This window comes from uncultured Flavobacterium sp., assembly GCF_963922255.1.
GTDB lineage: Bacteria > Bacteroidota > Bacteroidia > Flavobacteriales > Flavobacteriaceae > Flavobacterium.
In genome coordinates this window covers 1-7,712 of sequence record NZ_CAWUIC010000031.1, presented here as the reverse complement: position 1 = coordinate 7,712, position 7,712 = coordinate 1, and the positions used below count along the sequence as shown (strand labels likewise).

The following is a 7,712-nucleotide window of genomic DNA, read 5'->3' as shown; positions in this document are numbered from 1 at the left end:
GTTGAGAATCATGAGTAAAAATACAATTTTGAAAGCAATTCACAACGGTGCTTCAAATATGCATCAACACCATGCATTGAGAATCATAAGTAAAAATACAGTTTTGAAAACTAATTCCACTCCTTCCCTACGCTCCAAAAAAAATTACTGTCATGGTTTTTGTCCCAACGCACATCAAGCACTTTGCCTGTTGGCTAAAACATTTTGTTTAATAATGAAAACCCAATAAGCCATCAGTCAAAGAGCTTGCCCAACGCTCAAAACAAAAACTCGTACGCTACGCAACTCATGCCAGTAATTTTTTCCCCCAAGCTGTTTAACATAATGCAGTCTTATAGTGCATAACAGCTTTATAAATTGAAATCGGGTTTGTCACGCACCATAAGATGACATTATGTTAAACAGCCGCTCGCCCACCGCATGAGTCAGTGGCTCCAGGACAACATTTTTAAAAACCCCATCGCACCACCCAGTTTTTAAAAATACGTCCTTCACCACTGCCATTAACAAATGCTTTTTTCAATTGAAAAAACCGTTTCTTTTCCTTTATTAATTTACTTTTCCGTTCACTGTCTTTAGCTTCTTTGTGGTTAAAAAGGTAGTATTTGCATTGTTTTTTGTAAATGCTTCCATAATCCTCTCAACCCTCTAATCACTATTCACTATTCACTAATTACTCAAAATTCGGCATTCACAAAAATCAAATTACCCAGCAAGAGTATTGTTTTTCATTTGCCAGTAACCACTAACTTCATTGCTTTCACGATAGCTAGATGCCTTACTTCTTTCCACAACAACTGGATATTATCTTCTGTACACTGAACACTTAATCAAAGGCATCAGCTACCATAAAAGCAATCACAAAAATCCCAGTAAACAAATAAAAAACAATACCCTTGCCTGCGCTTCTGCCCCATCGCACTAGGTAAGATAATGCATTGTTTTTTGAAGATGCTTCCCATTTCCATTAGCACCATTTTACTGAACACTAAAAACTGATAGCTGAACACTAACAAAGCATCCTCAAAAATCAAATCCAAAAAAGAGTATTAAATTTTAAAACAGGATAAAAGTTATAAAATTGAATTGCCTATGGTAATTTATCCTGTTTTAAAATTCAATACCCTTTAAACAACTCTCACATTCCAAAAAACAATCACGTAAGATAGAACGATACCAAAATCACATCCGATTTCAAAACAACAATTGATTTGAAATTCAAAAAAAATAAATAAAAAAAAAGGAAGCAAAGATAAGTTCCAGGTTTACAAAAAAGCAAGTTCAAGCCCTTCGGGTTTCAGAAAAAATCTCCACCCATACATTTCCATTTTGACTAATCACTAGTCACTAATTACTAATCACTCATAAGGGTAGTATTTTTCCTGAAAAACTTGCTTTTTTGAAACCTACCACTAGACGAATGGCTTTCTTTTTTTTCTTTTTTTCTTTTGAAAAAATTTATGTGTCGAGCATAGCGAGGCACACCTGCATTTCATAAGAAACAAGGCAGAAAATTGAAAATCTAACCAATTTAAAAGCCAATCTTATGCTAAAATTTGTCATTAAAACCCACAGAAAAGGTACAATTTACAAGAATCCTCATCTATTCATTTTAAACAAAGGTCTAAACAGTGGAAAGCCATCAAATGAGCCATTCACAAACAGTTTCGTAGTTATTTTCGAACACAAAGAAGATTTCGAGAACGTTAATTTAACAGCTTATGCACTCTGGAAAACAAAATTCTGGCATCAATTTCTTTGTGGCTCTGTTATTCCATTTTTACGCTTACATGATGTTAGAAAAGAGTTTTCAGACAAAGTCAATCAAGAAATAAAAGACCATGAAGAACACATTAAAAACGTGCAAACTTTAAAACTATTGGAGCAGTCTGAAAAGCGATTCAACGAGCATATAAATCTTATTAATGATTTAAGAAAGGTTATTCTTTATCGCTATTGCAACCGTTAATTTAATATAAATCTTAAAATACAATAGAAATGAGTATATTCATATTATTTCAAACAGACAGCTGGAAATCAAAAGCTTCAAGAGTTTTTTTTGGAGTATTTGATAGTAGAAAAAAAGCATTAGATTTTGCTGAATATAATGAATTATATTGGTGTAATTCTAAAGTAGAAGTGGTTGAGGTAAAGCTTAATCAATTTGGAGAAATTTAAAATCAAAAAAGCCAGGTCTCTCGACTTGGCTTTCAATTTGTTTAACCCAAAGGTCACCACAACTAGGGCTAAACTTATTTTTTGTGCTTCTTTTGTAGGCTTTTAAGCAGTATTGAAATCATAAAACTGACAATTGCTCCAACGGAAGCTAAAATAATTGTTTTTACAATATCTTCAGAATTTATATTCGGTATCATACTTAAAAATGTGCCTCCAGCCGTCCCCATTAGAGTATGGTTATTCGCTGTCATCAGTTGTAGTAAGCTGACTAGTTGCTGTCAAAACTCCTCCAGCAATAGCCATATATCCTCCAATAGTTGTAACTAGTACTGGTAAAGCAATTGGAGCAGCTAAAATCGTTCCACCAACAGCAGCCAAAGCTAAACCAACATTTCGAAGCACTTTAAAAAACTTTGGTGTAGGAGATGTAACTCTATTTACAATTTTTTTCATAATTTATATTTTTTATTTCCATGTAGATGAAAATCTCTCCATCATAAACGGAATCTATTCAACAATCAATTCAACACTTTCTTTATCATTTAAAGTTTGATAAACTAATGTTTTTAGCTTCTCAAATGCTTTTCGTGACATCAATCCTAAACCTGGACCAGAAAGTTTAGTTACCGGAGCAATACAACCATTCAATTCTTGCAAAGCATTATTAGCCGGATGAAACAAAATATAACTTCTGTTCTTAACATCAACAACCTCCAAATGCCACTTAAACTTCTGACTATATCGCTTTCTAATAAAATATCTCCCCTCAGGAATACAGGACACTCTCTTTTCATTTCTCTTCCAAGGTAATCCTATGGTATGGCAAACCAATTTACCTTCACACATCAGTGTTCCATTCGTTCCTTCAGGGAAATAAGTTCTTGTTAAAAATAGTATCATACTTCTAAATTCTGATTTCCAAATTCTAACTTCAGATTAAACTCCACCATCAACTTTAGCAAGCGATAAAGGATTATATGCACCATTTTTCAACGGATACATTTGCCCATTTATTTGCTGATAAAATTCAACACCAACAGCCAAAAATAATGGTTTTGTACTTGCTGGAGTAACTGCGTTTATTTGGTTTATAGGAGCTGTAGGTGTACTATCCCAAGGTAAAATCGCACTTTCAGAACTAGAAACTACAAAAGTTTCCGTTTCAAAATCCACTTCAGCACCTCCAGAAATGATTTTAAAGTGAGTTGTTCCGCTAGGAGCTGCAATCATATTCGCAGGTATAAAAGAAACTAAATCCACTTTAATTTCTCCAGCTACACGGTCAATTGTGGCAACATAAGGAGCAAACAACGATGTTCCAAGCTTCCCACGAATATTGAATTCAAATCCAAATAACAATTCAGCTTCTCCATCAATTACGTTTCTCAAACCTCTCTCACTAATCAAATCCGCTTGAATAACTTTCACCATTCTTTGCGTCAAACGACTCACCATTCTACCATCAGCAGAGTTCAATAGTAATGGTCTCAAAGCCGTTCTTAAAAGCTTTCCAGCTTTTCCAGCTCTACCAAATTCAGCCCCATTCTCACGCGTTCTCTGAAATGCAGGATCACTAGCAATTCTACTAGCTTCAATACCACCTTTCTCACGAGCCAAATGTCCATCTTGGGTTTTATAAAAAGTAATATCTCCAATAGTACCCTTTAATTTAATTATGCCTTTCTGTCTAGCCATAACTTCAAATTTTAATTAAACAATCATTTAAAATCTCCTTCACTCTATCAACAGGTTGCAACCACTTTCCGAATGATTAATACAAAGTTTATATAACATTTAGCTAAAAAAAAAATCAAGACTGTACCATATGTCCAAAAATGACATAACTGTCCAAAACAAACATAAAAACACATTAAAAAAGTCTAATAAAAAATGATTAAATTGCAGTAGATTTTCTGCACATCAGAAGTAAGTTAAAGCCCAACCAAAGGTATAGTTAAAGTATGAAATTGAATAGTCAGAGGGTTTGCATCTATCCGAAGGACATACAACGAATAACAGGCAAGAGTTATCGTCAAAGTACTAGATTGATGCAAAAGATAAAAAAAGACCTCAACAAGCTCGAAAACGAGTTCCTAACAATTGAAGAGTTCTGCACATATAGTGGCATAAAATATGAACAAGTAACTCATCTTATATTCGGTTAGATTAAGGAAGATTAATGTAACCACCTTTAACTATAATTAATTCTTACCAGTTCATATTTTAAACATCTAATAGTAAAAGATTTAACTCTACACACTTCTTAATTTTGATTCTATATTTTCAATTGAAAGCTTATTTTTCAGAATTTTCATGTCATCACTAACTTTTCTATCTAATACTTTTGCATAGTGCTGTGTGGTATGTAGATTTTTGTGTCCTAACATTTTGCTGACGGTTTCAATAGGTACTCCATTAGTCAAAGTTACTGTGGTGGCAAACGTATGTCTCGCCATATGGAAAGTTATTTCTTTTGGAATTTCGCATAAATCACCAATTTCTTTTAAATAGGCATTCATCTTTTGGTTAGTGAGTATTGGTAAAATAGTATTATCATTTAAGCATTTGGGGTGATTACAGTATTTTTCAATAATTTCTTCAACTATTGGGAGTACTGGAATTTTAGATTTTGTTTCTGTTTTTTGACGGTTTTTGAAAATCCATTTTTCGCGATCAATACCAATACCAATATGGTCTTTTTTCAATCCTTTCACATCAATATAAGCCAAGCCTGTGTAGCAAGAAAAAATGAAAATATCTCTAACTAATTGAAGTCTTTCAGATGAAATTTTCTTGCTATAGATTTTCAATAATTCCTCTTCAGTTAGAAAATCTCTTTCCACTTCTTTCATTTTACCTTCATATCGAGTAGTTGGGTCTTTATCCAACCAATCATTATCAAGGCATATTTTGATTATTTTTCTGAAGTTTCTAACATATTTAACAGCTGTATTGTTATTACACTTTTTAACACTCCTTAAATAAAACTCAAACTCCGTTACAAAGGCATAGTCTATTTTATGGATGCTTATATCATTTACGTTGTATTTCCAAAGGATAAACTCTTGAAGATGTTTTAATGAAATTTTGAAACGTTCTAGTGTTCCATAAGCATAACCATTTCCAATCAAATCTTTAATTTTATCATTATGGCTTTGATATATTGGAATAATCATTCGCTCACGTTCATGTGTTCCTGTAAGTCTTGATTTAAAATTTTCTATTGATACTTCTTCGTTCTTGTGAAGTAATACCATGTGAATATCAAAAACCTTTGATTTGATTAAATCCAGATAGTTATTTAATGACCTGGCTTCTTCTGAGTTGCCTTTCATTTTTGATTGTTCCGAGGACCATTTTGATCTATCTATGAATTTCTTGGTGCTGAATTCAAAACGTTCTCCATTTACAGTTAGCCTGAAATAAATTGGCAATTGACCGTTTTTGTTAGCTTTTGAAGTTTTTGCATAAATATGCACAGTGATTTTTGCTTTCATGGTGGTGACCTTTTAATTACTATTCAATTTAATTTTTAAACTTTTAGTAAACAAGATGTACACTTTTTGAACCAGTATTAAACTGGTTGTTAGTACAGTGTTTACAGAGCTTGAGAGAATTTAGCGAGACCTAAAATTGTAGAAATTTTTAGGGTCTCGATTTTGTCCCTTTCGCATTAAGATTGAATGAATAATTTGGTATATGTCCCAAAGTAAAAAGCCGATAAATCTTAAGATTTATCGGCTTTTGTGACCATTTGTTTTTAAATGTGTGGGCGATGAGGGGTTCGAACCCCCGACCCCCTCGGTGTAAACGAGGTGCTCTGAACCAGCTGAGCTAATCGCCCTATTTTATTTTGCCATACTTGTTCCGTATTGCGAGTGCAAATATACGTTAGAATTTGCTATTTGCAAGTGTTTTTTAATAAAATTTATTCTTTTTGAATATCTTTTAAAACTACTTTATCATTATAATTCACCATCTCAATTATAATATCTTGATTTGCAACAGTTTTTCCTTCAATAATATATAATTTACCTTTTTCAAAAGGTTTGTTGCTTTTTGAAAAATCTATATCACCATGTTCTAAACTCATTTTTATATCTTCTAAAGTAACCCATTTTTCTTCAAATTTCTTATTTGCTTCATCACCTATTTTAAGAGGCTTTGAACGAATATCTTTTAAAACTCTACAATTTGGCAAATAACAAAAAGTTACTCCACTTGCTTCCGCTTTTTTAGTCATAAAAAAATACACAAATATAATTCCGACCATTAATCCAAATAGATAAAAAGCCATTCTATAACGTAAACTCATTCTTTATTTTTTTTGCAAAAATACATTTAAAAAAACAAAAGCCCTAAAAAATTAGGGCTTTTGATATAGTAAGAAAAGAAAAATTATTTTTTCTCTTTTTTCTCCATTGCAGCTTTTAAATCAGCTAATGCATCGATATCTCCTAAAGTAGATTTTTCAGCATTGTTGTTTGAAGAATTTGTTTCAACAGCCGCTTTTACATTCTTTTCTTCTTCCTCACGGAAAATTGCAGTATGTGAAGCCACTACTCTTTTAAATTCTTTATTGAATTCGATAACTTTGAAATCAGCAGTTTCCCCTTTTTTCAATTTTTTACCGTCTTCTTTTTCTAAGTGTCTTGTTGGAATAAAAGCAACGATATCATCACCAAATTCTACAGTTGCACCTTTGTCAACGATTTCAGCAATTTCACCATTGTGGATAGTTCCTACAGCGAATGCATCTTCATATTTATCCCAAGGATTAGCAGTAGTTTGTTTGTGACCTAAAGATAATTTACGTCCGTCAACATCTAATTCTAATACTATAACTTCTAAGTTATCACCAACATTTACAAATTCTGATGGATGTTTGATTTTCTTAGTCCAAGATAAATCAGAGATATAAACTAAACCGTCAATTCCTTCTTCTAATTCAACAAATACACCAAAGTTTGTAAAGTTTCTTACGATACCTGTGTGAGTTGAACCTACTGGGAATTTAGATGTAATATCTGTCCAAGGATCTTGAGTCATTTGTTTGATACCTAATGACATTTTACGGTCATCTCTATCTAATGTTAAAACAACTGCTTCTACTTCATCACCGATTTTCATGAAATCTTGTGCTGAACGTAAATGTGTTGACCAAGACATTTCAGAAACGTGAATAAGTCCTTCAACTCCTTCAGCTACTTCTACGAATGCACCATAGTCAGCAATAACAACTACTTTACCTTTTACTTTATCTCCAACAGCTAAGTCAGCACCTAAAGCATCCCAAGGATGAGCGTTTAATTGTTTTAAACCTAATTGAATTCTTGTTTTCTCATCATCGAAATCAAGGATTACAACGTTTAATTTTTGATCTAATTCTAATACTTCACTTGGGTGATTGATTCTAGACCAAGATAAGTCAGTAATGTGAATTAAACCATCAACTCCACCTAAGTCAATGAACACACCATAAGAAGTAATGTTTTTAACAACACCTTCTAATACTTGTCCTTTTTCTAATTGAC

The 7,712-nt window shown here is 32.6% G+C and carries 9 protein-coding genes and 1 tRNA gene; 2 read left to right on the top strand and 8 right to left on the bottom strand.

The window, feature by feature from the left end; genetic code table 11:
• Positions 1-1,546 precede the first annotated feature (1,546 nt).
• Positions 1,547-1,969 (top strand): hypothetical protein, encoded by a 423-nt coding sequence (locus AABJ49_RS13935; protein ID WP_338378900.1) that lies wholly within the window; start codon positions 1,547-1,549, stop codon positions 1,967-1,969.
• Positions 1,970-1,998: 29 nt separating this feature from the next.
• Entirely contained in the window at positions 1,999-2,178 is a 180-nt protein-coding gene (locus AABJ49_RS13930; protein WP_338378899.1) for a hypothetical protein, read from the top strand.
• A gap of 74 nt (positions 2,179-2,252) precedes the next feature.
• Here AABJ49_RS13930 and AABJ49_RS13925 read toward each other — a convergent pair whose 3' ends face one another.
• The 8 genes from AABJ49_RS13925 to AABJ49_RS13890 form a co-directional block, all read right to left on the bottom strand.
• Entirely contained in the window at positions 2,253-2,429 is a 177-nt protein-coding gene (locus AABJ49_RS13925; RefSeq protein WP_338378898.1) for a hypothetical protein, read from the bottom strand.
• The gene (locus AABJ49_RS13920; protein WP_338378897.1) at positions 2,416-2,631 is read right to left on the bottom strand and encodes a hypothetical protein; all 216 of its coding nucleotides are present in this window, start codon (positions 2,629-2,631) and stop codon (positions 2,416-2,418) included. Before AABJ49_RS13920 ends, AABJ49_RS13925 begins: the two co-directional genes overlap by 14 nt.
• A 54-nt stretch (positions 2,632-2,685) precedes the next feature.
• Positions 2,686-3,078 carry a DUF5675 family protein gene (locus AABJ49_RS13915; protein WP_338378896.1) on the bottom strand — a complete coding sequence of 131 codons (393 nt, stop codon included), beginning with the start codon at positions 3,076-3,078 and terminating at the stop codon, positions 2,686-2,688.
• Positions 3,079-3,114: 36 nt separating this feature from the next.
• Positions 3,115-3,873, bottom strand: a complete 759-nt coding sequence (locus AABJ49_RS13910; RefSeq protein WP_338378895.1) for a hypothetical protein — start codon at positions 3,871-3,873, stop codon at positions 3,115-3,117.
• 557 nt (positions 3,874-4,430) lie between these two features.
• The gene (locus tag AABJ49_RS13905; RefSeq protein ID WP_338378894.1) at positions 4,431-5,675 is read right to left on the bottom strand and encodes a site-specific integrase; all 1,245 of its coding nucleotides are present in this window, start codon (positions 5,673-5,675) and stop codon (positions 4,431-4,433) included.
• Between the two features lie 272 nt (positions 5,676-5,947).
• A tRNA-Val gene (locus AABJ49_RS13900) sits at positions 5,948-6,022 on the bottom strand.
• Between the two features lie 84 nt (positions 6,023-6,106).
• Positions 6,107-6,493, bottom strand: coding sequence for a DUF4258 domain-containing protein (locus AABJ49_RS13895; protein WP_338378893.1), 387 nt, complete (start codon positions 6,491-6,493; stop codon positions 6,107-6,109).
• 83 nt (positions 6,494-6,576) lie between these two features.
• On the bottom strand, positions 6,577-7,712 hold a 1,136-nt coding region (locus AABJ49_RS13890; protein WP_338378892.1), incomplete at its 5' end, for a S1 RNA-binding domain-containing protein.

Excerpts from the sequence above, each read along its gene's own strand:
- AABJ49_RS13905 (WP_338378894.1), bottom strand. The coding sequence starts at position 5,675 with ATGAAAGCAAAAATCACTGTGCATATTTATGCAAAAACTTCAAAAGCT.
- AABJ49_RS13915 (WP_338378896.1), bottom strand. The coding sequence starts at position 3,078 with ATGATACTATTTTTAACAAGAACTTATTTCCCTGAAGGAACGAATGGA.
- AABJ49_RS13925 (WP_338378898.1), bottom strand. The coding sequence starts at position 2,429 with ATGACAGCGAATAACCATACTCTAATGGGGACGGCTGGAGGCACATTT.
- AABJ49_RS13920 (WP_338378897.1), bottom strand. The coding sequence starts at position 2,631 with ATGAAAAAAATTGTAAATAGAGTTACATCTCCTACACCAAAGTTTTTT.
- AABJ49_RS13910 (WP_338378895.1), bottom strand. The coding sequence starts at position 3,873 with ATGGCTAGACAGAAAGGCATAATTAAATTAAAGGGTACTATTGGAGAT.
- AABJ49_RS13935 (WP_338378900.1), top strand. The coding sequence starts at position 1,547 with ATGCTAAAATTTGTCATTAAAACCCACAGAAAAGGTACAATTTACAAG.
- AABJ49_RS13930 (WP_338378899.1), top strand. The coding sequence starts at position 1,999 with ATGAGTATATTCATATTATTTCAAACAGACAGCTGGAAATCAAAAGCT.
- AABJ49_RS13895 (WP_338378893.1), bottom strand. The coding sequence starts at position 6,493 with ATGAGTTTACGTTATAGAATGGCTTTTTATCTATTTGGATTAATGGTC.